Annotated in this window: 22 protein-coding genes; 14 read left to right on the forward strand and 8 right to left on the reverse strand. The window is 65.8% G+C overall.

The annotated features are described in order from the left end of the window. Positions 1 to 6 precede the first annotated feature (6 nt). The 4 genes from WKW79_RS23335 to WKW79_RS23350 are packed head-to-tail and all read right to left on the reverse strand — an operon-like array spanning position 7 to position 3969. The gene (locus WKW79_RS23335) at positions 7 to 924 is read right to left on the reverse strand and encodes an ABC transporter permease (RefSeq protein WP_422823950.1); all 918 of its coding nucleotides are present in this window, start codon (positions 922 to 924) and stop codon (positions 7 to 9) included. Further along, positions 849 to 1709 (reverse strand): ABC transporter permease, encoded by an 861-nt coding sequence (locus WKW79_RS23340; protein WP_340337592.1) that lies wholly within the window; start codon positions 1707 to 1709, stop codon positions 849 to 851. The genes WKW79_RS23335 and WKW79_RS23340 overlap by 76 nt, the downstream gene beginning before the upstream one ends. Then, positions 1706 to 2764, reverse strand: a complete 1059-nt coding sequence (locus tag WKW79_RS23345; RefSeq protein ID WP_340337593.1) for an ABC transporter ATP-binding protein — start codon at positions 2762 to 2764, stop codon at positions 1706 to 1708. The genes WKW79_RS23340 and WKW79_RS23345 overlap by 4 nt, the downstream gene beginning before the upstream one ends. Further along, the gene (locus tag WKW79_RS23350) at positions 2764 to 3969 is read right to left on the reverse strand and encodes an ABC transporter substrate-binding protein (protein ID WP_340337594.1); all 1206 of its coding nucleotides are present in this window, start codon (positions 3967 to 3969) and stop codon (positions 2764 to 2766) included. Before WKW79_RS23350 ends, WKW79_RS23345 begins: the two co-directional genes overlap by 1 nt. Before the next feature lie 132 nt (positions 3970 to 4101). On the opposite strand from WKW79_RS23350, the gene WKW79_RS23355 reads away from it, so the two are divergent. The 3 genes from WKW79_RS23355 to araD all read left to right on the forward strand — a co-directional run bounded on the left by WKW79_RS23355 (position 4102) and on the right by araD (position 7955). Continuing rightward, the gene (locus tag WKW79_RS23355) at positions 4102 to 5025 is read left to right on the forward strand and encodes a LysR substrate-binding domain-containing protein (protein WP_340337595.1); all 924 of its coding nucleotides are present in this window, start codon (positions 4102 to 4104) and stop codon (positions 5023 to 5025) included. A 96-nt stretch (positions 5026 to 5121) separates the two neighbouring features. Then, positions 5122 to 6210, forward strand: coding sequence for a mannonate dehydratase (locus WKW79_RS23360; protein WP_340337596.1), 1089 nt, complete (start codon positions 5122 to 5124; stop codon positions 6208 to 6210). A gap of 14 nt (positions 6211 to 6224) precedes the next feature. Beyond that, positions 6225 to 7955, forward strand: a complete 1731-nt coding sequence (araD, locus tag WKW79_RS23365; RefSeq protein ID WP_340337597.1) for an L-arabinonate dehydratase — start codon at positions 6225 to 6227, stop codon at positions 7953 to 7955. Positions 7956 to 8178: 223 nt separating this feature from the next. On the opposite strand, the gene WKW79_RS23370 is transcribed toward araD, so the two are convergent. Together WKW79_RS23370 and WKW79_RS23375 are read right to left on the reverse strand one after the other, a co-directional pair. Then, on the reverse strand, positions 8179 to 9177 hold the full coding sequence (locus WKW79_RS23370; protein WP_340337598.1) for a LacI family DNA-binding transcriptional regulator: 999 nt from the start codon (positions 9175 to 9177) through the stop codon (positions 8179 to 8181). Next, the gene (locus WKW79_RS23375) at positions 9174 to 10157 is read right to left on the reverse strand and encodes a LacI family DNA-binding transcriptional regulator (RefSeq protein WP_340337599.1); all 984 of its coding nucleotides are present in this window, start codon (positions 10155 to 10157) and stop codon (positions 9174 to 9176) included. Before WKW79_RS23375 ends, WKW79_RS23370 begins: the two co-directional genes overlap by 4 nt. 211 nt (positions 10158 to 10368) lie before the next feature. On the opposite strand from WKW79_RS23375, the gene WKW79_RS23380 reads away from it, so the two are divergent. The 4 genes from WKW79_RS23380 (at position 10369) to WKW79_RS23395 (ending at position 15476) form a co-directional block, all read left to right on the forward strand. Next, positions 10369 to 11541, forward strand: coding sequence for a UxaA family hydrolase (locus WKW79_RS23380; RefSeq protein ID WP_340337600.1), 1173 nt, complete (start codon positions 10369 to 10371; stop codon positions 11539 to 11541). Between the two features lie 20 nt (positions 11542 to 11561). After that, the gene (locus WKW79_RS23385; protein ID WP_340337601.1) at positions 11562 to 13151 is read left to right on the forward strand and encodes a UxaA family hydrolase; all 1590 of its coding nucleotides are present in this window, start codon (positions 11562 to 11564) and stop codon (positions 13149 to 13151) included. Positions 13152 to 13271: 120 nt separating this feature from the next. Next, complete coding sequence (locus WKW79_RS23390) at positions 13272 to 14243, forward strand: Bug family tripartite tricarboxylate transporter substrate binding protein (protein ID WP_340337602.1); 972 nt, start codon at positions 13272 to 13274, stop codon at positions 14241 to 14243. Positions 14244 to 14279: 36 nt separating this feature from the next. Beyond that, on the forward strand, positions 14280 to 15476 hold the full coding sequence (locus WKW79_RS23395; protein ID WP_340337603.1) for an L-talarate/galactarate dehydratase: 1197 nt from the start codon (positions 14280 to 14282) through the stop codon (positions 15474 to 15476). 93 nt (positions 15477 to 15569) lie between these two features. Here the strand turns inward: WKW79_RS23395 and WKW79_RS23400 are convergent, their stop codons facing one another. Then, complete coding sequence (locus tag WKW79_RS23400; protein WP_340337604.1) at positions 15570 to 16628, reverse strand: LirA/MavJ family T4SS effector; 1059 nt, start codon at positions 16626 to 16628, stop codon at positions 15570 to 15572. Positions 16629 to 16764: 136 nt separating this feature from the next. Then, on the reverse strand, positions 16765 to 17340 hold the full coding sequence (locus WKW79_RS23405; protein WP_340337605.1) for a hypothetical protein: 576 nt from the start codon (positions 17338 to 17340) through the stop codon (positions 16765 to 16767). Between the two features lie 210 nt (positions 17341 to 17550). Between WKW79_RS23405 and WKW79_RS23410 the strand changes: the two genes are divergently transcribed. The 7 genes from WKW79_RS23410 to WKW79_RS23440 all read left to right on the forward strand — a co-directional run bounded on the left by WKW79_RS23410 (position 17551) and on the right by WKW79_RS23440 (position 24984). Beyond that, the gene (locus WKW79_RS23410) at positions 17551 to 18405 is read left to right on the forward strand and encodes a shikimate dehydrogenase family protein (RefSeq protein ID WP_340337606.1); all 855 of its coding nucleotides are present in this window, start codon (positions 17551 to 17553) and stop codon (positions 18403 to 18405) included. Positions 18406 to 18659: 254 nt separating this feature from the next. Further along, positions 18660 to 19631: a LacI family DNA-binding transcriptional regulator gene (locus WKW79_RS23415; protein WP_340337607.1), complete on the forward strand. Its 972-nt coding sequence runs from the start codon at positions 18660 to 18662 to the stop codon at positions 19629 to 19631. A gap of 96 nt (positions 19632 to 19727) precedes the next feature. Continuing rightward, entirely contained in the window at positions 19728 to 20633 is a 906-nt protein-coding gene (locus WKW79_RS23420) for a dihydrodipicolinate synthase family protein (RefSeq protein ID WP_340337608.1), read from the forward strand. Between the two features lie 21 nt (positions 20634 to 20654). Continuing rightward, complete coding sequence (locus WKW79_RS23425; RefSeq protein WP_340337609.1) at positions 20655 to 21638, forward strand: Bug family tripartite tricarboxylate transporter substrate binding protein; 984 nt, start codon at positions 20655 to 20657, stop codon at positions 21636 to 21638. A gap of 55 nt (positions 21639 to 21693) precedes the next feature. Then, positions 21694 to 22875: an enolase C-terminal domain-like protein gene (locus WKW79_RS23430; protein WP_340337610.1), complete on the forward strand. Its 1182-nt coding sequence runs from the start codon at positions 21694 to 21696 to the stop codon at positions 22873 to 22875. 33 nt (positions 22876 to 22908) lie between these two features. Then, positions 22909 to 23889: a tripartite tricarboxylate transporter substrate binding protein gene (locus tag WKW79_RS23435; RefSeq protein WP_340337611.1), complete on the forward strand. Its 981-nt coding sequence runs from the start codon at positions 22909 to 22911 to the stop codon at positions 23887 to 23889. Positions 23890 to 23994: 105 nt separating this feature from the next. Further along, the gene (locus WKW79_RS23440) at positions 23995 to 24984 is read left to right on the forward strand and encodes a Bug family tripartite tricarboxylate transporter substrate binding protein (protein ID WP_340337612.1); all 990 of its coding nucleotides are present in this window, start codon (positions 23995 to 23997) and stop codon (positions 24982 to 24984) included. The last annotated feature ends 27 nt before the right edge of the window (positions 24985 to 25011 follow it).

Genomic DNA, 25011 nt, shown 5'->3' on the forward strand with positions numbered 1-25011 from the left:
GGTCGCTCACGATGATTTCTGAACCCGGACCTTGCCCACCATCTGCGTCGGATCGATGAAGCGGAAGGCGATCAGCACCCACACCAGCGTGGTCAGCATGTAGATCACGGCCATCGCATCGATGGACTGCGCCGAGCGGATGCCCGCGGCGAACACGGCGTAGTAGAGCGCCACCACCAGCGTCTGGCTGTCCGCGCCTGCCGTCAGGAAGGTGAGCTCGAACATCGAGATCGTGCGCACCAGCACCAGCAGCGAGGCGGCCATGATCCCGGGCAGCAGCAGCGGCATCAGGATGCGGCGGAAGATAGTCAGCGTGCCGGCACCAAAGACCCGCGCGGCCACTTCCACCCGCGTGTCGATCTGCTCGATGAAGGGCGTCATCACCATCACCACGAAGGGCGCGCAGGGCACGAGGTTCGCGAGGATCACGCCCCACAGCGAGCCGCCCAGGTTGACCTGGTAGAGCACCGTGGCCAGCGGGATGCCGTAGGTCATCGGCGGCACCAGCAGGGGCAGCAGGAACAGCAGCGTGACGAGCCGCTTGCCGCGGAATTCGACGCGTGCGAGCACGTACGCCGCGGGCACGCCGATCAGCACCGACAGCAGCACCACGGCGCCGACCGCCAGCGCGGTGGTCCACAACACGTCGCCGAGTTGGAACTCCTTCCAGGCGCGGCTGTACCAACTGGTGGTGAAGGCTTCCGGCAGCCAGCCGGTGAACCACTGCGTGCCGAAGGAGTTGACCGCCACCACCGCGACGATGGCCGCGACGTTGAGGATGATGAATGCCATCAGTACGCCGAAGGCGATGCGGAAGGCGCTTTGGCCGAGATCACTCTTTTGCATGGTCAACCCTTTCCGCCGCTGGCCGGCCCGCGATAGGCTGCGCGGCGGATCGCCAACGCGAGCAACACGACGACCAATTGAACGGCGCCCATGATGAGAGCGATGGACGAGGCCATCGAGTAGTTGAAGTCTTCATAGGCGGCCTCATACGCGGCCAGCGAAATCACTCGCGTCGAACCCGCCGGAGACCCCAGCAGCACTGCCGAAGGAAACACCGCGAAGGCCTGCACGAAGACCAGGCAGAAGGTCGTGACCAGCCCTGGCACCAGCAACGGCAGGTAGACCCGCTTGAACTGTGCCGAAGGCGATGCGCCCAGCGTGGCCGCGGCCCGACCGAGCGAGGGATCGATGCCCGTCACATACGACAGCAGCATCAGGAACGCGAACGGGAAGCCCGTGATCACCAGCGACAGGATCACCGCCAGCGGGCCATGCAACAGTTGCAAGGGTTGCGAAATCAACCCGAAGCCCAGCAGCGTGCGGTTGAACCAACCGTTGGGCGACAGGTAGGTCAGCATGCCCTGCGCGACCAGCACCGTGCCCAGCGTCATCGGGATCACCAAGGCCGCCGCGATCAGGCGCTGCTTCGTGCTCGGCACGCGCAGCAGGTAGGCCATCGGCAGCGCGATCAGCAGGTTGAAGATCGTGACCGGCAGCGAGATCAGCAGCGTGGTGCCGATGGTCTGGTACAGCCGCGGCTCCGAGAAGAAGCGCGCATAGTTCGCCGCCCATCCGCCTTCGGCCGGCTTGAGCGAGAGGATCACGCCGTAGCCAAAGGGATAGATGAACAGCAGCAGCACCGCGAGCACTGCGGGAATCAGCAGCAGCACGCGCAGGTCGCGCCCCGCGACGGCGCCGTTCATCCTGCCTCCGGCACGAAGGCGTCGGTGAACAGGCGGATGCGCTCGGGCGCCACGCGGAACTGCACGCGTTCGCCCATCGTCACGCGCTCATGCGTTTCCATCGTGACGTGGGTGCCATCGGCCGTGCGCAGGTCGACCAGCCAGAGCTGGCCGCAGTATTCGACTTGCGCGACCTCGGCGGGGATGCCTTCGTTCGCGAGCTTCACATCGTCCGGGCGGAAGGCGAGCGACGCGGCCGTGCCGCCGGCGGGCAGTGTCAATCCATCGAATCGCATTGCGCCAATGCCTTCCCCGACCAGCGCACTGCCGCCTTCCATGCGCACGGGGGACGCATTGCGATAGCCCATGAAACGCGCCACATAGAGGTTGCCGGGCGCGTTGTAGAGCGTCTCGGGCGCGCCCTGCTGCTGGATGCGGCCGTCGCGCATCACCACGATGCGGTCCGACAGCGAAAGCGCCTCGTCCTGGTCGTGCGTGACGTAGATGGTGGTCAGGCCCAGTGCGTGATGCAGGCGCTTGATCTCGTGGCGCAATTCCAGTCGAAGCTTGGCATCGAGGTTGGACAGCGGCTCGTCCATCAGGACCAGCGGCGGTTCGATCGCGACGGCGCGGGCGATGGCCACGCGCTGCTGCTGGCCGCCGGAGAGCTGGCCCGGCAGCTTGTCGATCTGGTTGGACAGGCGCACCGTGGCCAGCGCGCGCTCCACGCGCTGGTCCACCTCGGCCTTGGGCACCTTGCGCATCTCCAGGCCGAAGGCCACGTTGCGCCGCACGCTCAGGTGCGGAAAGAGCGCGTAGTTCTGGAACACCATGCCGAAGCCGCGCCGCTCCGGCGGCAGCACGTCGATGCGCCTGTCGTCCAGCGTGATGGTGCCCGACGAGATCTGCAGCAGCCCCGACAGGCAGTTGAGCGCCGTCGACTTGCCGCAGCCTGAGGGACCGAGCAGAGAAACGAATTCGCCCGCCTTGATCGTCAGCGAGAAATCATCGAGCGCCTTGAAGCCGCCGAAGCGCAGCGCCACGCGGTCGAGTTGCAGGGACTGGAAGGTGGCCATCAGGTCTTCACCTTCTGGCCGCCGATCTGCTCGTCCCAGGCGCGAAACATCGCGATCAGGGGCTTGGGTTCCAGCGGCGCCTTGACCGGGGTCGAGGCCAGCAGCGGCTCGTAGTACGACAGCCGGCCGAATTCGTTGAGCACCTTCTGGCTTTCCGCCGGCGCCTGCGACAAGGTGATGCCCTTGCGCGCCGGGCCGGGGTACAGGTAGCCGTCGGCGTAGACCATGGCCTGCTGCGTGGGTTGCAGCATGAACTTGAGCACGTCGAGCGCGGCGGCCAGGCGGTCTTCCGGCAGGCCCTTGGGAATGGCGACGAACTGGCCGTCGGCGACGAAGGTCGGCTTGTCGAAGGCGGTCACCGCCGTGTCCTTCGGCACGATGCCCTGCACGCGCGGGTAGATGTCCCAGCCCATGGTCGAGATGATCAGGTCGCGCGAGCCCTGCGCCAGTTCGCGCATGGTCGGCGTGGTGCCCGAGGGGTAGTACTCGACGTTCCTGTTCAGCTCCTTCAAGTAGGCCCAGGTCTTGTCCCAGCCCTTGACCGGATCGAGCGGGTCCTTGTCGCCCAGCATGTACGGCAGCGACATCACGAAGGTGCGGCCCGGGCCGGAGTTCGCCGGCCGCGCGTAGAAGAACTTGTTCGGGTTGGCCTTGGTCCAGGCCAGCAGGTCGTCGAGGGTCTTGGGCGGCTTGGCCACGCGTGCCGGCGCGTATTCGAGCACCGGGCCCTGCTGCGAATAGGCAATCAGCATGCCGTTGCCACCCGCCTGCTTCTGGATCGCTGCCGCGCCGCCGTCGTAGAGCTCGGCCGGGTTGCCGATCTGCGCGTAGTAGGGCGACAGGTCCTGCCACACGCCTTGCTCGATGCCTGCGGCGATGCCGTCCAGGCCGGTCAGCACCATGTGCAACTCGACTCGGTTGGCCGCCTGCATGGCGCGGATCTTCCCCGCCAGTTCCGGCGCGGGGGAGCGGGTGAAGGTGAAGCGCGAGACGCGCTCCTTGTTCGTGGCGCCGTAGGCATCGAAGACCTTCTGCGTCAGCGCCAGGTTGCCAGCCACGTCGATGACGCCGAGCGGCACCGGCGACGATCCGAACTTCGGCAAACCCTGTGCCCAGGTGGCGGGCAGGACGGCGGTGGCGGCGGCACCGAGTGTCGTGCGCAGCAGCGCACGTCGCGAGAAAGCCGGATGGCCCGGGATGTTCATGCTTGTCTCCTGTTCGTAGGCGTTCGTCGGATGCGGGAAGCGTCGACACGGGGCGGAGTTTCAAGCGGCTACTTCTGACTGTCCATTTCTGAATACGCAGCATGTAATACCTAAAAGTTAAGATGTAGCGCCATGGACCTGCGCCAGTTGAACTACTTCATCGCGGTGGCCGAGGAGAAGCACATCGGCCGGGCCGCCGAGCGCCTGCACGTGTCGCAGCCGCCGCTGACCCGCCACATCCAGGCCCTCGAGGCCGAACTGGGCGCCAAGCTGTTCCGTCGGACGCCGATGGGGATGCTGCCGACGCAGGCGGGGCAGATCCTGCTGAAGGAAGCGCTTGGCGTTCGCGCCTCGCTCGCGCAGGCGGCACAGCGCGTCAAGCAGGCAGCGCATGGCCAGGCCGGACAGATCGGGGTGGGCATCTACGGCTCTTCGGTGTTCGGCGTGATCGCGGAACTGTTGGCGCAATTCACCTCCACGCACCCGGACGTGGTCGTCGTGCTGAACCATGCGCAGACGGCGGACCAGGTCGCCGCGCTCCGCCAAGGGCGTGTGCAGATCGTGTTCGAGCGCTGGTTGCCCGATGAGCCGGACATCGTGAGCGCGCCCCTCACGCGCGAGCGCCTGTTCCTCGCGCTCAGCGAGCGTCATCCGCTGGCGCAACAGGAAACCGTCGACCTGGAAGCGCTGCAGGGCGAGACGCTGATCACCGGCGCGGCGCCCAATCTCATTGCCGGCGCGCTCGCGATCTGCCGGGCGCATGGCTTCGAGCCTCGTTTCGCGCCTCCGGTCCACGACGTGGTGACCGCCACGCTGTCGGTGATCACGGGGCGCGTGCTTTCGTTGGTGCCGGAGTCGATGCTGAACGTGCGCTTTCCGGGCATCACCTATCGCCCGCTGCGCTGTCGCGTCGAGTCATCGATGGAGGTGCGGCACTACCGGATGAAGGGCGAGTCGTCCCCGTTGCTGGATGCGCTGCTCGGCACGATCGAGGAGTTCATCCAGGCGCGGGATGCCGCGTCGATCCCGCCACTTCGTCCCGCCGATTGGGACTGAGCAGGGAGCTCGGGCGCGCCCGCGGTCTTTCGATGGCTACAGATGGACACGTGTCCATTCAGAATTGGCGCATCCATCCAACGAGGCAAGAACCCCATGTACATCAGCGAACAACTCCTCAACCCCGACGAGCACCGGCTGCGCCTGTCCACCCAGCTCGGCGTGCAGAACGTGGTGCTCGACAACCGCGGCACCGAACTGGTCTCGGCCACCGGTGGCGTCAGCGAATGGGACGCCGCCAAGCTGCGTGACTACCGCCAATGGGTCGAAGGCTTCGGCCTCAAGCTCGACGTGTTCGCACTCGACGTCGGCTCGATCCTGCTCGATTCGCTGACCGACATCGAGGGCGCGAAGAAGCAGCGCGCGATGCTGGCGCAAAACATCCAGAAGGCCGCCGACGCCGGCATCACCTGCCTCAAGTACAACGTGCAGATGGTCGGCATCACGCGCACCGGCCTCAAGCCGGGCCGGGGCGGCGCGCAGAACTCGGGCTTCGTCTACGCCGAGTATTCGGCTGCGGACGACCAGAAGCATTCGTACTGGGGCGTGGGCTATCCGAGCAACCAGGAAGAGGGCGGCTCCACCTCCGCGATGCTCTGCGGCCAGAAGATGGCGCGCGAGGTCCCGCCCGTCACGGAGAAGGCCGGCTGGGACGCGATCGAGTTCCTCGTCGAAGGCCTGGTGCCCGCCGCCGACAAGGCCGGCGTTCGGCTGGCCTGCCATCCGCACGACCCGGCCTATCCGGTCGGCGGCCTCAACGGCATCGAGCATGTGGTCGGCTCGGCCGATGGCATCCGCAAGTTCCTCGCGTTGTCGCCCAGCAAGAACCACGGCCTGAACTTCTGCCAGGGCACGGTGGCCGAGATGTTCAAGGAGCCCGGCAAGGCGATGATCCCGGTGATCGAGGAGTTCGCTGCTACCGGCCGCATCTTCATGGTCCACTTCCGCAACATCCGCGGCGGCTACCTGGACTTCCAGGAGGTGTTCCCGGACGAGGGCGACGTCGACATGTTCGAGGCCATCAAGGCTTATCAACGCGGCGGATACACAGGCCCGCTCTGCCCGGACCACGTGCCGGTCTCGGAGATCGACGAGGGGCGCGAGCGCTTCATGTCCTTTGCCTTGGGCTACACGCGTGGCTTGCTTCAGGCGGCGGGCGTGTGGTCGACAGCACGAAAGAACTGACGTACACCCCGCACATGGCCGAACTCCAAAAACTGCGCAGCCAACGCTGGCTCGCCAACAACGACTTCCGCACCTTCAACCATCGCAGTCGCATCATGCAGATGGGCTACGACCGCAAGGAGTGGGAGGGCAAGCCGCTGGTCGCGATCATGAACAGCTGGTCGGACTACAACCCCTGCCACATGCACTTCCGCCAGCGCGTGGACGACGTCAAGCGCGGCGTGCTGCAAGCGGGCGGCTTCCCGCTGGAGATGCCGACGATCTCGCTGAACGACTCGATCGTGAAGCCTTCCGCGCTGCTCTATCGCAACCTGATGGCGATGGAAGTGGAGGAGATGATCCGCTGCTATCCGGTCGATGCCGTGGTGCTGATGGGCGGCTGCGACAAGACCGGGCCGGCCATGCTGCTCGGTGCCACCAGCGCCGACGTGCCCGCGATCTTCCTGCCCGCCGGCCCGATGCTGCGCGGCAACTCGCGCGGCAAGACGCTGGGCTCCGGCTCCGACGCCTTCAAGTTCTGGGACGACCGGCGCGCCGGCCTCATCACCGAGCCTGAATGGGACAGCATCATCAGCGGCATCGCGCGCAGTCCCGGCACTTGCATGACCATGGGCACGGCCAGCACCATGACCGCGATTGCCGAGGCGCTGGGCATGGCCTTGCCCGGATCATCGAGCGTGCCGGCGGTCGAGGCGGGGCACCAGCGCATGTCGGCGCAGGCAGGCCGGCGCATCGTCGAGATGGTGCATGAGGACCTGCGGCCCTCGCGCATCCAGAGCCGCAAGGCCTTCCTCAATGCGATCACGGTGGCGATGGCGATGGGCTGCTCGACCAACGCGATCATCCATGTCATCGCGATGGCGCGTCGTGCCAAGGCCGACATCAGCCTGGACGACTTCGACGCCATCAGCCGCAAGGTGCCGGTGATCGCCAACGTGCGGCCCAGCGGCACCAGCCAGTACCTGATGGAGGATTTCTACTATGCCGGCGGCCTGCCCGCGCTGATGAAGCGCATCGACGTGCACCTGCATCTGGATGAACCCACCGTCACCGGCAAGACCGTAGGCCAGAACATCGAGGGCGCGCAGGTCTACAACGACGACGTGATCCGCACGCTCGACAACCCCGTCTACACCGAAGGCGCATTGGCGCATCTCAAGGGCAATCTGGCGCCGGACGGCTGCGTCATCAAGCCGAGCGCGATGAGCGAGAAGTTCCTCAGGCACAGCGGCCCGGCCGTGGTGTTCGACGACTACCCGACGCTCAAGAAGATGCTCGACGACGAAGACGCCGACATCACCGAGGACCATGTCATCGTGCTGCGCAACGCCGGCCCCAAGGGCGGCCCTGGCATGCCGGAATGGGGCATGGTGCCGATCCCGGTGAAGCTGCTGAAGATGGGCGTGCGCGACATGCTGCGCGTGAGCGATGCGCGCATGAGCGGGACCAGCTACGGCGCGTGTGCGCTGCACGTCGCGCCGGAGGCGTACATCGGCGGCAACCTGGCGCTGGTGCGGACGGGCGACATCATCTCCATCGACGTTCCGAAGCGCCGGCTCGACATGCTGGTCAGCGAAGAGGAACTGGCGCGCCGCCGTGCCGAATGGACACCGCCGCCGCCGCGCTTCGGGCGTGGCTACGGATGGATGTTCACCGAGCACATCCTGCAGGCCGACCAGGGCTGCGACATGGACTTCCTGCAGACGCAGTTTGGTGAGTCGGCCGGGGAGCCCGACATCTTTTGAAGTGAAAGCCCACCCCCGAAGCGCTGCGGCGCCCTGCGCGGCCACCAGAGGTGGCTGCTCTTGCGGACCGTCCAAGCCTGCGCGGGCAGGCTTGGAGCCGCGGCCCTCAGCCCCTCAAGGGGGCGCACCCAGCGGCCCGGCAAAGCCGGTTCCGCGGGTGCCCACGAACAGGCACATGAGCCCGCCGCGCGTGGACCGCGGCGGAAGCGTCGCCCAGTTCGCTTCAGGCGCTTTCGCGAAGAGCCAGCGAGAAGCCGATGTCATGGATGCGCGGCACCTCGCCAGGCTCGCGCGACAGGCGCCGCGCCAGCAACAGGCCTGCGCGTTCGCCCAGCTCGCGTGAGGCGATGCGCACGGTGGTGAGCGGCGGAACGCAGGCCGCCGCCACCGGCAGGTCCGAGAAGCCGACCAGCGACAGGTGTTCCGGCACTGCGAGTCCGCGCCGCCTGCATTCGAGCAATGCACCGAGTGCCAGGGTGTCATTGCTGCAAAAGACGGCTTGCAGTCGGGGCTCGACAGCCAATAGTTTCGCGAGGCCGGCAGCGCCGTCATCGATGGAAGTGGGCGGCGCGGCAGAGTGCGTCACGACTTCGCCGCCACCAGCCCGCGCGATGGCCGCGCGGTAGCCTTGCAGTCGCTTGCGCGCACGGTCTTCGTCGGCGCCGAGGAAGCCGAAACGACGGCGACCCCGTGCCAGCAGGTGCGCGGCCACGGCCTCGCCGGCCGCCTCGTTGGAGAAGCCCACCACCATGTCGATCGGGTCGTCGCAGAGGTCCCAGCATTCCACTGCCGGGATGCCGGCGTTCTGCAGCTTGAGGCGCACGCCCGCGGTGTGCGCCGTGCCCGTCAGCACCATGGCGTCGACACGGCGGCCGAGGAAGGCATCGACCAGCTTTTCCTCGGCATCGGCGTCGTAGCCGGTCTGGCCCAGCAACAGTTGGTAGCCGGCGGCGCCCAGCACCTTGGACAGCCCGTCCATCGTGTCGGCGAACCAGGCGTTGGACAGCGTCGGCACGATCGCGCCGACGATGCGCGAGCGGCTCGACGCGAGCGTGCCGGCGTTGAGGTTGGGGACGTAGCCGAGGCGCGCGACCGCTTCCTGGACGGCGGCGCGGGTGGCCGGTGCCACGCTGTCCGGGTCGCTCAGCACGCGCGACACGGTCACGCGTGCCACGCCGGCCGCCTTGGCCACATCCGACATCAGCACCTTGGCCGGCTTCACGTGCTGGCCCGCGTCACGACCTCGAAGCCGATGTCGATCAGGTCGGCGCCGGTCGATTGGCCCGACAGCCGCGCGAGCAGCATCTGCCCCGCGTGCTCCCCCATCTCGGCGCGGCGGATGAGCACGGTGGAGAGCCGTGGCGATGCCGCACGCGCCACCGCCAAGTCGCCGAAACCCAGCACCGCGATGCGCCCCGGCACCTGCCAGCCGCGCTGCACGCACTCGAACAACACGCCCGCCGCGAGCAGGTCGTTGTTGCAGAACACGGCCGTGACATCGGGCCGGCGCGCGAGGATCTGCGCGAGGCGAGGGCCGGCATCGTCGATGAGGGCAGGCGGGCGGATCAGTTCGGACTGCACATCGCCGATGCCGTGTGCCGCCGCCACCGCGCGGAAGCCTTCGAGCCGCAGCCGTGAGCGGTCTTCCTCGGCGCCGATGAAGGCCAGCGCACGGTGCCCGCGGTCGATCAGGTGCTGCGCCGCCGCCTTGCCGGCTTCCAGGTTGGAGAAGCCCACCAGCATGTCGATCGGGGCGTTGGGCGGCGTCGGCAGGTCCCAGGTCTGCACGACCGGCACGCCTGCGCGCTTGAGCTTGGCGCGCAGGGCGGGTGATTGGGCATTGCCCGTCAGCACGAGGCCGTCGACACGTCGGCCAAGGAAGGTGTCGACCAGCGTCGCCTCGTCACCGGCGCGGTACCCGCTCTGGCCGAGCAGCAATTGGTAGCCGCCATCGGCCAGGGTCTGTGCCAGCGCCTCGATGGTTTCGGAGAACACGAGGTTGGAGATGGTGGGCACGATCGCCGCGACGATGCGCGAGCGGTTCGATGCGAGGCTGCCGGCCGTGAGGTTGGGGACGTAGCCCAACTGCTCGACGGCGGCGCGCACGGCGGCCAGCGTGTCGGGCGCGACCTTGTCGGGCTCGTTGATGGCGCGCGAGACGGTGACGAGCGAAACGCCCGCCACACGGGCAACGTCGCTCATGCGCGCGCGTTCCGGGGCGGGGGAGGGAGGGGGAGTCTGTGGGCGGGTCAAGGGCAGGGTTATACCGCGACGCTTGCAATGATGGAAGCGCTTCCATACAATTGCCTCAACAGCGCGAAATGCAAACCTGAATTGAGGTATCGGAAAGGGCAACGACCGCCCTTTTTCTTTGCCTTGAGATGGAAGCGCTTCCATAACATTCGGAGTCACGATGCACGAGATCACTTTCGAAGGCTTTGTCCGCGCGGACGGCCGGGTCGGCACCCGCAACCATATCGGCGTGTTCGTCGTCGGCAACTGCGGCGCCACGGCGGCGCGGCGCGTGGCCGACCACTTCAGTGCGAAGCGCCTGGCCGCCTATCCCAACGTCGACGAAGTCCTGCCCTTCGTGCACGAGATCGGCTGCGGCATGGAGGCCACCGGCGAACCGATGAACCTGCTGCGCCGGACCATCGCGGGCACCATCCGCAATCCCAACATCGCGGGTGCCGTGGTGATCGCGCTGGGCTGCGAGCGCAACAACATCCGGGCGTTCTTCGAGCAGGAGCAACTGGTTCCCGGGCCCATGCTGCACATGCTGGTGATGCAGGAGATCGGCGGCACCGCCAACACGATCGGGGCGGGCATTGCCGCCGTCGAGGCGATGCTGCCGGAGGCGAACCGCTTCCAGCGCGAGGCCGTTTCTGTCGAGCATCTGGTGGTCGGCCTGCAATCCGCCGCGGCCGACAGCGACACGGCCATCTCTGCGAATCCGGCGCTGGGCGCGGCGATCGACCTGCTGGTACGCCATGGCGGCACGGCCATCCTTTCCGGGACGAGCGAACTTGCGCCGGTCGCACATCGCGCCACAGCGCGCGCTGCGAGCCCGGCCGTCGGCGCGCAACTGGAACAGCGCATCCAGTGGTGGAAGGGCTACACGGCCGGGCGCGACACCGGCATGACGCGTGCGGCCCCCGCCGAGACCGAAGGCCTGCGCCGCGCCGGAACCTCGCCGCTGAAGGCCGTCTACGAATACGCCCACCCGGTCACGCAACGTGGCCTGGTGTTCATGGACGCGCCGGCCTATGCGGCGGTATCCGCCACCGGCCAGGTCGCCAGCGGCGCCACGATGGTCTGTCTCACGACCGGTGGCGGATCGGGCTTCGGGTCGGCACCGGTGCCGACCGTCAAGCTGGCCAGCAACTCCTCTGTCTTCGCGCGCATGGAAGACGACCTGGACATCGATTGCGGTGGCGTGCTGGCCGGCGAGATCGGCGTGGAGCAGATGGGGCAGCTGGTGTTTGAGCGGATGTTGGCGCATGCCTCGGGCGAGGCCACGAAGAGTGAAGAACTGGGCGTTGGCCGGGATGAATTCGTGCCGTGGCCCATTGGCGTGCTGGCTTGAAGAACGAGGAGACAAGACACATGAGCACATCGACCACCGCCGCCATCGTCCCGACCATCGCTTCGACCGTGAAGCCTTCGGAGGCCGTCCAGCGCAACCCCTTCATCCGCCTCGATGCCAAGGACAACGTCGTCGTCGCCCGCATCGAGGTGCCCGCCGGCGTCGCGGTGCCGAGCGAAGGCGTGACCACGCTGCAACCCGTGCCGGCGGGCCACAAGCTAGCGGCCCGCTTCATCGCCAAGGGCGAACCGGTGCTCAAGTACAACACCGTGATCGGCTTCGCCTCCGAAGACCTGCCGCCGGGCACCTGGATGCACAGCCACAACATCGCGTTCGGAGACCTGGTGAAGGACTACCGCCACGGCCTCGACTATGTGCCGACGAAGCTGTTGCCCTCGGACGAGCGGGCGCGCTTCCAGGGCATCGTTCGCGCCGATGGGCGGGTCGCGACACGCAACTACATCGGCGTGTTCATCGTGAGCCACGGCGCGGCAACCGTGGCGCGCAAGATCGCCAGCTTCTTCGACGAGGACGAACTCGCTGCCTTTCCGAACATCGATGGCGTGGTGCCGTATGTGCACGAGCAGGGCGCCGGCATGGAGCGCAGCGGCGAGCCGATGGAACTGCTGCGCCGGACCATCGGCGGCTACATCCGGCACCCCAACACCGCGGCCGCACTGGTCATCGCGTTGGGCGAGGAGCACAACGGCCTCGACGAATTCCTCGCACACCAGAAGCTGGTGCGGGGCCCGATGTTGCAGACCCTCGTCATCCAGCAGGCGGGCGGCACGAAGAAGGCCATCGCCGCGGGCATCGAGCAGGTGCGCAGCATGCTCGCCGCCGCCAACGATGTGCGGCGCGAGCCGGTGTCGGCCGAGCACATCAGCATCGGGTTGCAGTGCGGCGGTTCCGATGGCTTCTCCGGCCTGTCGGCGAATCCTGCGTTGGGGCGCGCGATGGAAATCCTCATCGAGCATGGCGGCACGGCGATGCTGTCGGAGACGTCGGAGATCTTCGGTGTGGAGCACACGCTGACCGCACGCGCCGTGACGCCCGAGGTCGGCAGGAAGCTGGTCGCTCGCATCGACTGGTGGCTGCGCTACAACGAAGGCCGCGACACGCAGATCAACGGCCGCGTGAGCCCCGGCAACAACGCGGGTGGACTCGCCAACGTGCTGGAGAAATCGCTGGGCGGTGCGAAGAAGGGCGGCAATGCGCCGCTGATGGAGGTCTACGAATACGCTGAGCCCGTGACGCAACACGGCCTCGTCTTCATGGACACGCCCGGCTACGACCCGGTGTCCGCCACCGGCCAGATCGCAGGCGGCGCCAACCTGATCTGCTTCACCACCGGCCGCGGCTCCTGCTTCGGCTCGGTGCCGGCGCCCACGATCAAGCTTGCGAGCAACACGCCGATGTATGCACGCATGTCCAACGACATGGACATCAACTGCGGCGTCGTGATCGACGGCGAGGCCACCATCGACCAGATGGGCCGCGCCATCTTCGAACAGATCCTGCGCCATGCGTCCGGCGAGCCGACGAAGAGCGAGGCGCTGGGCGTGGGGCTCAATGAGTTCGTGCCGTGGCCTTTAGGAATATCGGATTGATTTGTCCCACGGGGCGGGACACCGCAGCCGCCCTAGGGGACACCCTGCATGGCTCGCGCAGGACGATCCCGATTCAATGACCGCACACCCATCCATTCGCATCCAAGGAGACACCCCGTCATGAAAAAGCGCAACTTCCTCGCCGTCGCACTGGCCTTCGCGACCGCATTGCCGATGGCAGCGTTTGCCCAGGCCGACTACCCCAACAAGCCCGTGAAGATCATCGTGCCGTTCCCGGCCGGCGGGACGAGCGACATCATGGGCCGGCTCATCGCCGAAGGCCTGAGCAAGCAACTCAAGCAGCCCTTCGTGGTCGACAACAAGGGCGGGGCGGGCGGTGCGATCGGCACCGACCAGGTGGCCAAGGCGCCGCCGGACGGCTACACGCTGCTGCTGACGGGCATCGGCAGCAACGCCATCATCCACGGCTTCACGCCCAAGCCGCCCTACGACTCGAACAAGGACTTCGTCCACATCTCCGAACTGGCCGCCGGCCCCAACGTGCTGGTGGTGAACCCCGAGTTCCCGGCGAAGACCTTCAAGGAGTTCATCGCGTGGGTCAAGGCGAACCCCGGCAAGTTCAGCTACGGCCAGGTCAACGCCTCGTCGGGCCACGTCACCACCGAATACCTGAAGCAGGTGGCCGGCCTCGACATGGTGGGCATCCCGTACAAGGGCGGCGCGCCCGCGCTCAACGATGTGGTCGCCAACCAGATCCCCGGCATGTTCACCAACCAGGACGTGGTGCAACCCTTCATCAAGGCCGGCAAGCTGCGTGCGCTGGTCGTGACGAGCGAGAAGCGCAACCCGCTGTACCCCGACGTGCCGACAGTGGCCGAGTCCGGCTACCCGGGCTTCAGCGCCGTGTCATGGACCGGCCTGTCCGCACCCAAGGGCACGCCGAAGCCCATCGTCGACAAGCTCGAGGCGGCCATGGTCGCGGCCTTTAGCGACCCGGCAGTGCGCGCCAAGATGGAAGCCAACGGCTTCGTCGTGCTCGCATCGAAGTCGCCGGACTTCACCAAGTTCGTCGCGGATGAAATCGCCCGCTGGTCCAAGGTCGTGCAGACCGCCGGCATCAAGCTCGACTGATCGTTTTCCACTCTTCAAGACAGAAAGTCCATCACCATGGGTGCCGTTGAATCCAATATCGTTTCCTACGCCAAGATCGGCGCCGACGCGCGCACCGCCGCCGAGACCGGAGACCGCATCGCGCACATCAAGCTGTCGCTGGTGTTCCTGCCGCTGGCCACGCCGGTCAGCGATGCCAAGGTTCTGACCGGGCGCCAGAAACCGCTGACCGAGATCGCCTTCATCTTCGCGGAGATCTCGACGCGCGATGGCCACAGCGGCATCGGCTTCGGCTACTCGAAGCGCGCGGGTGGCCCGGGCATGTACGCGCATGCCAAGGAGCTTGCGCCCCACCTGATCGGCGAAGACCCCAACGACATCTCGCGCCTGTTCACCAAGCTTTTGTGGGCCGGCGCAAGCATGGGCCGCAGCGGCCTCACGACGCAGGCGATCGCCCCTTTCGACATCGCGTTGTGGGACCTGAAGGCCCGGCGCGCGAACCTGCCGCTGGCCAAGCTGCTGGGCGCCGAGCGCGACTCGGTGCAGTGCTACAACACCTCGGGCGGCTACCTGCACACGCCCCTGGACCAGGTGCTGAAGAACGTCGAGATTTCGAGGCAGAGCGGCATCGGTGGCATCAAGCTCAAGGTCGGCCAGCCCGACCTGGCCATCGACATCGAGCGCGTCGCAGCCGTGCGCAAGCAACTGGGCAATTCGTTCCCGTTGATGGTCGACGCCAACCAGCAATGGGATCGCCAGAAGGCCACGCGCGCCTGCCGCGCCTTCGAGGAGTTCGACCTGACCTGGATCGAGGAGCCGCTGGACGCCTATGACTTCGAAGGCCACGCCCAACTCGCGGAGCGCTTCGACACGGCGATCGCCACCGGCGAAATGCTCACCAGCTTTGGCGAGCATGCGCAACTCATCATGGGGGAGGGCAGCGACTTCATCCAGCCCGATGCACCGCGCGTCGGTGGCATCACGCCCTTCCTGCAGATCATGTCGCTCGGCGCCTTCAAGGGCCGCAAGCTCGCGCCGCACTTTGCGATGGAGATCCATCTGCACCTGGCAGCGGCGTATCCGATCGAACCATGGCTCGAACACTTCGAATGGCTGGGCCCGATGTTCAACGAGCAGATGCACTTGAAGGATGGGCGCATGCATGTGTCGGACCGGCCGGGGCTGGGTTTCAGCCTCAGCGAGCAGGCGCTGTCGTGGACGGCGGAGACGGAGGAGTTCGGCAAGAAGCCTTGAGCGAGCGTCGATCCGGCTTCAAATCTTCACGACTTGGCAAGCTCGCCGCCGTGACAAGCCCGCTGGCGCGACAGGCCGTGCGCAGCCCGGCGTTCAGACGCCCTTCCAGAGCAGCAGGGCGGCGTCGTTCTTGCCTGCTGTGGCCGAGCCCAGAGAAGCATTTGCCAACTGGCCGACCTTTTTATTCTGGTACTGAATCAAGTCGAAGGTGCTGGCGTTGCGCTTGGCGAACCGGGCGCCAACGAGGGTGCGCAGGCAATACAGCGATTGAATGTTCGCCTCCTGGCCGCCCAGCCCGATCGTGGAGATCAACGCATCGTTGACGATCTCAGGGCAGCAGAAGGTGTTGCTGGTCCACGCGATCGTAGGATAAGTCTGGCTGTTGGCCTGCCTTTCGGACTTGAAGTTGTCGAACAGGGATTCCCAGATGTAGAGGTGGAAGTTGCCCGTCATCACCCAGCTCTTGGGCCACTTCCAATCGCCCATGCTCCTGAACACCTCGAGCAGGCTCAATCCCTTCAGGTCCACCTCATCCTTGGCGGCATTGCCGATCGCGTACCACTGCAGGCGGTGGGAGAACTCGCCATGCGCAGCGCCCGCGCCGACGTCCTTGAACTGGTAGCCGTGCGCCAGCAGGATCTTGTTGAAGTCCTGTCCATCCAGGTTCTGACCGGTCACGATCGGCGCCTTCTTGGGCAAAGCGACCGCGGTCGGACCTTTTACAGTTTTCAGCACGGTGGCGGGCTTGTTCGACTCGTCCTCCTGCACCTGCTCCCGGATGTCGAAGTTGAACACGCCCGGATTGTTGAATGAGGAGCGGGTTTCGAAGGCCTGCAAGGCGGTGGTGAGAGCCTTCTGGCTACCCGTCAACTTCTGCACCACGTCGCTGCCGTCGGGGAGCACGCCGAGGTTTTCCCGGATCGATGCCTCGAGGGACTCCCAGGCCTTGCGGACCGCTGCACGCCGGGTCAGGAATGCACCGATGGAAGCGTAGACCTCGCCCAGGCGCACCCACTCGGGCTTGGTCTCGGTCTTGTCCATCCCTTTGAGCTGGTACTTGATCGTGCCGCTGATCAGTTGCGGGAAATACGGCTCGATGATGGCCTCGTGGAACTGCTTCGCGGTCATGTTAGGGGTCACGGGGAAGGGCATGGAATGCTCCTTGTTCAAGGTGACGGAGAGATGACTGTCAAAGAGGCATGGGCGCGCACAGGAATTCTAGGCGCCCGGATCTCGACGCGAAACTGGCAAAGTGATGTGGCACATCGGTATCCGGCGTGGTGTCGGGCTAAAAGTTACCGCTCTTCCTTCGCTGCTTCGTGACGACGACCTTCTCGGACCCTCCCTCGGTGGCCAGGTTTGCGACTCTGGGGTAAGTGATCTTGCCGGTCGCCACGTCCAATGCGACCGCCGAGTGATACGGATACTTCCCCGCCTGGGTTTCCGGGGCACGCTGTTCCGCTGCGTTGCGCAGCACGTTGATGGGGATGTAGCGATTGCCGTGCAGCGCCTTGCGTACGGCGTCGATCAACGGTTTGGTCAACTTGTCGCCGGTCGTCGTGATGATGTCGGAGCCTCGATTGAGGCTGGAGCCCCCGAACACCCAACCGGTCCACGGGCCTCGGAGTACAGGACAGGCCTCGCGCAGGATCTCCATGGCATAGCGACCTGACTTCTCAGTGTCGCGGCCCAACTCTCCAGCGAAATGTGCAACCACCCCTCGGTGGTGCCGCGGCCCATACAGCGCCAGTCCGACGCAACTTCCGAAGCTGCTCGAAGTCAGCACGCCAACGCCATCGGCCATGACCCAGGTGCAGGTGCCTTCGACATAGGGAGCATCCAGGCCAGTCCGTCTTTCGAGCATGGTTTGCCTTTCAGGAGGACGGTCATCCTAGGCCCATTCAGGTGGGGTGACCAGGGGTGCACCGCAGGTAGCGAGGTCGACACGAGCCCGGGAAACCCTCGAAACACGCAGCTATCGTTGCAACCCGTGCGCTGATCGATCAGCACGTCTTGTACGGTGCCAACGCACCCACGAGACTGCAAGCTCCTTCTTCTACAGGTCCTTGCTTTCATGAAAATCGGTGGCAGCACACGCGTCTTCCTGATCCTCGGCGACCCGGTGGCCCAGGTTCGGGCGCCGCAGGTCTTCAATCACCTCTTCAAGCAACACGGCGTCGACGCGGTGCTGGTCCCGGCCCGCGTGGCGCCGGCCGACTTCGATTCCTTCGCGCGCTCGGTGCTCAAGGCCGGCAACATCGACGGCCTCTGGCTGACGATTCCGCACAAGACGGCGATGGTGCAGATGCTCGACCATTGCGATGCAATGGGGCGCGCGGCCAATGCCGTGAATGCGGTGCGCCGCAATGCCGACGGGTCGATCGAGGGCGCGCTGTTCGATGGCATCGGCTTCGCCAAGGGGCTGGACCTCTGGGGCGTTCCGGTGGCCGGGCGCAACGTGCTGATCGTGGGCGTGGGTGGCGCGGGTGTCGCTATTGCCGCGACGCTGGCGGCGCGGGGCGCCGGGCGCATCGCCCTGGCGGCACGCGACGTGAAGCGCGCCACCGGCATCGCGGACGGACTTCGCGCAGCCTTCGATTGCGAGGTGGTCGCCGTTCCCACGCCCGACCCCGCGGGCTACGACCTGGTCATCAACGCCACGCCGCTCGGCCTGAATGCGAGCGATCCGCCGGCCTTCGATGTCGCACGCCTCGACAGCGATGCCTGCGTGGTTGACATACTCATGAAGAACCAGCCGACGCCGCTGCTGCGGGCCTGTCATGCACGCGGCGTCGCGGCTTATCCGGGGTTCGAGATGCTGATCCAGCAGGTGCCGGAATACCTGACTTTCTTCGGGCTCGGCGATGTCGCGGCTGCGGTGCAGGATGACCTCTCTGGCGTGCGGGCGCTGTTCGAAGCGGGCGACTGACCCTTTCGATTGCTCGCGAGATTCAGCGAACAAACGCAACAAGTCATGGGGGAGGGCGGTGCCTTGCCCGAGTCGCGAAGGCCGCAATCGTGCGCGTTGCGGCGCTTGGTGCTTACGTCGATGACACCGGTATCTTTTGACGGTGCCCAGGCGCTAATATTGTGGCCCTGACTCCAAAGAAAAGCCCTCCCATGCCGCCTTCCACTTCAAGCGTTGCCCGTTCGCCATCCGCTTCCCCCCGAGGTGTGACGCTGATGGATGTCGCGACGGCCGCTGGTGTATCCAAGATCACGGCATCGCGTGCCATCAGCAACCCGAGCGTGGTGACCGAGGCGACGCGGCGCAAGGTTCAGGAAGCGGCGTCCAAGCTTGGCTACGTGCAGAACTTCATCGCGGGCAGCCTGAAGTCGCGACGTAGCCGGTTGATCGCCTGCGTCGTCCCGACCATCGGGGCGGGCTCGGTCTTTCTTCCGGCTGTGCGCGCGATGACTCAGGCCTTCGAGCGATTGGGCTATCACGTGATGCTCTCCCAGCGTGGCTATGGCGTCGCGCAGGAGCAGGAGCAGATCGACACTGTCCTGGCACGCCGACCTGATGGCATCGTGCTGACCGGCACCTTTGTGTCTGCGGCAGCGCGGCGCAAGCTCAAGGCGTCGGGCCTGCCTGTCATGGAGATGTGGGACATGGCGCGTTCTCCGATCGACATGCTGGTTGGCTTCTCGCACGAGGCGGCCGGTGGCGCAGCGGCGGCCTATCTGCACGGGAAGGGGCATCGCCGCATTGCCATGATCAGCGCGACGGAGCCGCGCAGTGCGGCGCGCGAAGCGGGCTTCGTTGCGGAACTGCTGCGCCTGGGCCTGCCGGCGCCGCGGATTCACGCGGTTGCGCCACCCACGCGCATGGGCCATGGGCGCGCGGGCCTGGGCGAGTTGCTGCTGGCGGATCCGAAAATCGATGCGGTCTTTTGCACCACCGACATGGTGGCGCTGGGCGTGATCCTGGAGGCGCAATCACGCGGCCTGCGCGTGCCGGAGCAGTTGGCAGTCATGGGCTTCGGTGACATGGATTTCGCTGCCGACGCAAGCCCTGCGTTGACCACGATTCACGTGGACAACGAGCAACTCGGCGAACGTGCTGCAACCCTGGTGGTCGAGGCACTGGACGGTCGCCGCTCGAAGCGCGTGTCGGACATGGGCTTCGAAATCGTCGAGCGCGCCAGCGCCTGAAACCCCGACAAGGCAGTCCGGTCATCCAACTTGTTGACTCGAAATGATATCGGTGTCAGAATTCATGACACCGATATCATCCGAAACGACAAGACAATGCTTGAACATGCAAAAGGGCTCTACGTGGTGGCCCAGACCCCGTTCGCGGCGGACGGCGCCATCGACTTGGCCAGCGTCGACACGCTGTGCGATTTCTACCTTCAGCACGGCGCGAGCGGGCTGACGGTTCTCGGCGTCGCCGGCGAGGCCGGCAAGCTCTCGCAGGACGAGTCCGTTGCCGTCGCGGGGCGATACATCCAGCGCGCGCAGGGCAAGCCGGTCATCGTCGGCGTCAGCAATCCGGGCATCGCCCAGTTGCGCGATCTCACGGCGCGAGTGATGGACCTCGGCGCCGCCGGCGTCATGATCACGCCGCCGAACGGCCTGCGCACGGAGGAGGAACTGTTCGGCTACTTCGCCGCCGTGTTCCAGCAGATCGGCGATGTGCCGACCGTGTTGCAGGATTTCCCATTTTCCAGCGGTACATGGATGTCGGTGTCCTCCATCCTCGCCTTGGTGGAGAGGCATCCGCAGATCCGGCTGCTGAAGGAAGAGGACCTGCCCAGCATCACCAAGATCACGCGCTTGCGTGAAGGGCAGGGCCGGCGCATCGCCATCCTCACCGGCAACAACGGCATGTTCCTCCCGCTGGAAATGGGGCGCGGCGTCGATGGCCCGATGTCCGGCTTCTCGCATCCGGAGATGCTGTCGGGTGTCTACGAGCTTTACGTCCAGGGCAAGGTCGAACAGGCCAATGACTTGTTCGACCGCTACTTGCCGCTCCTGAGCTACGAAAACCAGTCCCAGTGGGGCGTTGCCGTACGCAAGGAGATCCTGCGGCAGCGCGGCGCGATCTCGTGCGCGGCCATGCGCAGCCCCGGCCCGCGGCTCACACCCACCGACCACGCGGAGATCGAGTTCCTCTTGAATCGCTTGCGTCGGTCGCTTTCCGAGCTTCGCTGACCCCCATTGAAGGAGACACACGTGCAAATCAAGAATCAAGTCTGGGCTGTTGGATTGCTGGCCTTGGCAACTTCATTCGGCCTCGGGACAGCCAACGCGGCCGAGCCGTATCCCAACCGGGCGATCACTGCCACTGTGCCATTCCCACCCGGTGGATCCTCGGATGCGGTGATGCGAGCGGTATCGGCACCCATGTCGAAGCTGCTCGGGCAACCGGTCGTGCTCGACAACAAGCCCGGCGCCAATGGCACTCTGGGGGCGCAGGCGGTGGCGCGAGCGCCGGCAGACGGCTATGCCATCGTCATTGGTTCAGTCGGCACATGGGCCATCACGCCCACCTTGCTCAAGGGCATGAACTTCGATCCGCGCAAGGACCTGACGCCGCTGACCCTTGCGGTGCGCACGCCCAACGTCATGGTCGTGTCGCCATCGCTTCCTGTAAGCACCGTGGCCGAACTCGTGGCCTACATGAAGAAGAACCCCGGCAAGGTGGCATTCGCATCCGCGGGCATCGGCTCCACCGATCACCTGACCTCGGTGCTGTTCTGGCAGCGCACCGGTACCGACGGTGTCCACGTGGCCTATCGCGGGGGCGGAGCGGCGATCACGGACGTCATGGCAGGGCACTCCCAGGTATTGATCTCCAACGTGGGCGTGTTGGCCGGGCACATCAAGGCCGGCAAGCTCAAGGCGCTGGCCGTCACGTCAACCGAGCGTATCCCGGAACTCCAGGACGTCCCCACCATGAAGGAAGCCGGTGTCCAGGGACTGGAGGTGTATTCGTGGCAAGGCATCGGCGCGCCCAAGAACCTGCCGCCGGCGATCCTTGCAAAGCTGCAGCCCGCCCTGGTCGCTGCACTCAAGGACCCGGCGGTCGCGAAGACGCTGGCCACCAGCGGATTCGAAGTCGTGGCCAGTTCGGCGGCGGAGTTCGCCTCCCTGCTCGAAAGCGAAACCAAGCGCTGGAAGGCAGTCATCGACAGCGCCGGCATCAAGGCGGAATGAGCCGACCGTCGACCTTCTCACTCATCTCTCAACCCACATCCCCTCTGGAGACTCCATGACCGCCATCAATCGCATCGAGTTCATCGACTTCGAGTACGAAGTGACGAACCTCGCCGCCCACACGGAACACACCCACAACCACGTCGCCTACCGCAAGGGCGCCAAGATGAAGATGCGCAAGTTCGCCGTGGTGATCGAAGCCGACGACGGCTCGCGTGGCGAATACGTGACCATGTGGGGCGGGCAGCGTCCTTCGCTGGCCCAGGGCATGATGCTGGCCCCCAACGTCCTGGGCCGTGATCCGGCCATGCGCGAGGACATCTACGACGACTGCAAGCGCCTGCTGCACCACTTCGACCACATGGGCTATGCGCCCATCGACATCGCGCTGTGGGACCTGGAAGGCAAGCGGCTGAACGCCTCCATCCAGCGCCTGCTCGGCGGCTACCGCAAGCGCCTGCCTGCCTATGCCAGCACCTTCCACGGTGACCATGCCGGCGGCCTCGACAGCCCGGAGGCTTTCGGCCAGTTTGCCGTGCAGTGCAGGGAGATGGGTTACAAGGGCTACAAGATCCACGGCTGGTTCGACGGCGACAAGAAGGCCGAGTCCTCGATCATCCTGGCGACCCGCAAGGCCGTCGGTGATGACATGGATCTGATGTACGACGGTGCCTGCGACCTGAAGACCTTCGCGGACGCGCTGTACGTCGGCAAGGCCTGCGACGAAGCCAACTACTTCTGGTACGAGGACCCCTATCGCGACACCGGCATCTCGGCCTTCTCGCACAAGAAGCTGCGCGAGATGCTGAAGACGCCGCTGCTGATCGGGGAGCACGTCCGCAGCCTGGAACCCAAGGCCGACTTCATCATGGCCGGCGGCACCGACTTCGTGCGCGTCGATCCGGAGTACGACATGGGCATCACCGGCGCCATCAAGACCGCGCGCATGGCCGAGGCCTTCGGCCTGGACGTGGAGATCCATGCTGTGGGGCCCGCCCACCGGCATGTGATGGGCGCCATCCGCAACTCCAACTACTACGAGGTGGCGCTGGTCGGCCCCGACTGCCCGAACGTGATCCCTCCGGTCTACACCTGTGGCTATTCGGACCAGATCGACTGCATCGATGCAGCCGGGACCGTGCCGGTGCCCGAGGGTCCTGGATTGGGCGTGACCTACGACTGGGACTGGATCAACAAGCATGCGGTGCAGCGTCATGTCTATGACCTGAAGCGCTGAACCGCCTGTTGACGCTCAATACTGGAGACAAGCATGTGGATGAACTACAGCCGCCGCGTTGTGTTGGTGGCCTTCGCCGCAGCCTTGCCGAGCCTGGCGGCGCTCGCAGCCGACACCTATCCGCAGAAGCCCGTGAAGCTCGTGGTGCCCATGGCGGCCGGAGGCAACGGCGACATCATTGCCCGCTTGATTGGCAAGGACCTGGCCCAGCTTCTCGGCCAGCCTGTGCTCGTAGACAACCGTCCGGGTGCGGGCGGCAACATCGGCGCGGACGCCGTGGCGAAATCACCTGCGGACGGGTACACGCTCGTGCTGGGTGCGGTCGGGACGCACGCGATCAACGCCAGCCTCTACAAGCGCATGCCCTATGACATCCGGCGGGACTTCACGCCGATCACCATGATGGCGACGGTGCCCAACGTGTTGGTGGTGCCAGCCGCCTTGCCGGTCAAGAACGTCCAGGAGTTGATCGCCTATGGGAAGAAGCATCCCAACGGCCTGAACTTCGGCTCTTCCGGCGCGGGCAGCTCGATCCACCTGTCCGGCGAGATGTTCAAGTCCATGACGGGCTTGCAGATGACTCACGTCGCGTACAAGGGGAGTGCGCCGGCCATGACGGATTTGCTGGCAGGCCAGGTGGACCTCGTGTTCGACAACCTGCCCACGGCGCTGCCGCACATCCAGTCCGGGAAGTTGCGTGCATTGGCCGTCACCAGCACGGTGCGCTCGCCTGCGCTGCCGGATGTGCCGACGATGGAGCAAGCGGGTGTGAAGGGCTTCGAGGCAGGTTCCTGGTTCGGCATCCTTGCGCCAGCGAAAACGCCGCAGGACGTGGTGAATGCCTTGGATCGAGACATCCAGGCGTCCCTTGCTCGCCCCGAGACACGCAAGGCCCTCATCGACCGCGGCTTTCAACCGGCGACCAAGGGGCCACGCGAATTCACCGCCTTCATCGATCAGGAAATCGACAAGTGGGCGGTCGTCGTCAAGAAGTCCGGCGCGACTGCGGACTGATCAAGCGCAAACGTTGAATGCCCACTCGTTCGGGCCACGGTATGCGACTCCCGGAGCCCACCAGGCGCTTCTTGTCGAACTGAACGTATCCAACTGGAGACACCCATGAAGAGATCCGACTTTCATTTGCGGCGCGGCATCCTTGCAAGTGCCTGCCTGAGTGGCCTGGGTGCGCTGCCCGCGCTCGTGCGCGCCGCGGCTCCCGCGTGGCCATCGCAGCCGATCCGGCTGATCGTTCCAACGGCGCCAGGTGGCCCCAGCGACCTTGTCGCACGCACCTGGACAAGGGCCGTCGGCGCCGAATGGAATGCCATCTTTGTCGTGGACAACAAGCCTGGCGCATCGCAAATCATCGGCACGCAAGCCGTAGCGTCCGCAGCCCCCGACGGCTACACCTTGCTGCAGGCGGCCTCCAGCATGGCGACGATGCCCTTGGTGGTGGACCATCTGCCCTTCGACGTCAACAAGGACTTCGTCGCGATATCCCAGACGCACCTCACGCCACTCGTTGTCGTGGTCGATCCGAAGCTGCCGATCAAGAGCATGGCGGACCTGATTCGCTATGCAAAGGAACATCCGGGTGCGTTGTCGTTCGGGCACACGGGCGAAGGCAGTTCGCAGCAACTCGCCACGCGACTGCTGGCGCAGAAGGCGGGGCTTCCGAACCTGCTGGAGGTGCCCTACAAAGGCAGCAGCCAGGCACATCCGGATCTCATCGGAGGCCGCCTGTCCGTGATGATCGATCCGGTCTCGGCGGTGGCGCCACACATCAAGTCGGGCGCATTGCGCGCCTTGGCCGTCACGACTTCCGCACGCGTTGAAGCGTTCCCCGATTTGCCCACCGTGGCCGAAAGCGGCGTTCCCGGCTACGAAGTATCCAGTTGGGGTGGCGTGTTCGCACCGGCGGGCACGCCCAAGGATGTGGTCAACCGTGTCTACCAGGCCTTGCGCAAGACGCTGGAGACGCCTGAAACGAAAACGAAATTCAGCGACTGGGGCCTCGTTGCCAAGACCAGCACGCCGGCGGAGTTCGACAGTTTCGTCAGGTCGGAGGTGTCGCGATGGCGCGCAGTCATGCTCGCGCCCAAGACTTGACGATCGGAGAAGACGCATGACCCAAGG

The organism is Variovorax robiniae, from assembly GCF_037889955.1.
GTDB lineage: Bacteria > Pseudomonadota > Gammaproteobacteria > Burkholderiales > Burkholderiaceae_C > Variovorax > Variovorax robiniae.